The 1,625-nt window shown below is 65.2% G+C and carries 1 protein-coding gene; it reads right to left on the bottom strand.

Annotated features, from left to right (window positions below; all coding sequences use genetic code 11):
- On the bottom strand, positions 1–1,625 hold a 1,625-nt coding region (locus BLO80_RS28715), incomplete at both ends, for a condensation domain-containing protein (RefSeq protein ID WP_256574260.1).

Raw genomic sequence — 1,625 nt, 5'->3', positions numbered from 1 at the left:
ATGTGTTGCTGTTGTTCGGCGGCCGTGAGCAGCGGCAGTTCACCGATGCGTTGCCGGGGGTCGGCGACGATGCCGTGCAGCAGGTTCAGCCAGTGCTCAGCCAGGCGTTGCACGGTGCTGGCGTCGAACAAGTCAGTGGCATAGGTCAACGCCGCACCGAGTTCACCCTCGGCTTCCAGGGTATCGAGGGTCAGGTCGAACTGGGCGGTCTGGCTTTCCCAGTCCTGGGCCTTGATGACCAGCCCAGGCAACGACGGCAGTGCCTGGCGAGCAACGCTCTGGTGGTTGTACAGCACCTGGAACAACGGGCTATGGCTCAGGTTGCGCTCAGGCCGCAGCGCCTCGACCAGTTGCTCGAACGGCAGGTCCTGATGGGCCTCGGCGCCGATGGCCGCCTGTTTGACCTGCGCCAGCAACGCACTGAAACGCTGCTGCGGATCGAGCTCGGCCTTGAGCACCTGGGTGTTGACGAAAAAGCCGATCAGCCCTTCGGTCTCCACCCGGTTGCGGTTGGCGATGGGCACGCCGACACGAATGTCCGACTGGCCGCTGTAGCGATGCAGCAAGGCCTGGAACGACGCCAGCAAGACCATGAACAACGTGCTGCCTTCGCGCTGGGCCAGTTGTCGCAGCTGTTGACCCAGGGCCTGCGGCAGGTCGATAGCCAGGCGTGCGCCGGCAAAGCTCTGCCGGGGCGGACGCGACCGGTCGGTGGGCAGCGCCAGCAACGGCTGCTCGCCCCCCAGCACATCGGTCCAGTACGCCAGTTGCCGTTCCCGCTCGCCGGCGTCCATCCACTGACGCTGCCACACCGCGTAATCGGCATACTGGATCGGCAGCTCGGCCAATGCCGGGGCCTCACCCTGGCTGTACGCGGCATACCCCTGGATCAGTTCCTGCACCAGCAATTGCATCGACCAGCCATCGGAGACGATGTGGTGTTGGGTCAGCACCAGCACATGCTCGTCGGCCGCCACCCGCAGCAGGCCGACCCGCAGCAGCGGGCCGTTTTGCAGGTCGAATGGCTGGGCGATCTGCTGGCGGACGAAGGCCTGGATCTGTTCATTGCCGCCGTCGAGAATCTGCGGGATCACCACCGGGTTCATCTGCCCGTGAATGACTTGGAACGCTTGTTCATCGACCTGGACGAAGGTGGTGCGCAGGCTCTCGTGGCGCTGCACCAGGGCGGCGAAACTCCGTTGCAAGGCCTCCAGGTCCAGGGCGCCCTGAATCCGCAGCGCCGCCGGAATGTGGTACGCCGCGCTGTGGGGCTCCATCTGCCAGAGGAACCATTGGCGTTGCTGGGCGTAGGACAGTGGCCGTTGCGCCGGGTCCCGGGAAAGACGCGGGATGCTCGCCGGCCGCGCCACATCGCTGTCCACCAGCGCGGCCACACAGGCCTCAAGGCTGGCGTTCTCGAACAACTGGCGCAATTGCAGGTTCAGGCCAAGGGCCTGGCGAATGCGCGAGACCATCTGTGTCGCCAGCAGCGAATGGCCGCCCAGTTCGAAGAAGTTATCGCGCAAGCCAACCCGCTCCACCTTCAACACGTCCTGCCAGATCGCTGCGATCTGTTGCTCCAGCTCACTTCGCGGTGCCACGTAGTCCTGCTGGACCTGGCTGGC

Source organism: Pseudomonas sp. NFACC56-3 (assembly GCF_900100025.1).
Lineage (GTDB): Bacteria > Pseudomonadota > Gammaproteobacteria > Pseudomonadales > Pseudomonadaceae > Aquipseudomonas > Aquipseudomonas fluorescens_AA.
The sequence above is the reverse complement of the archived record's forward strand: the minus strand, read 5'-3'. Positions and strand labels throughout refer to the sequence as shown.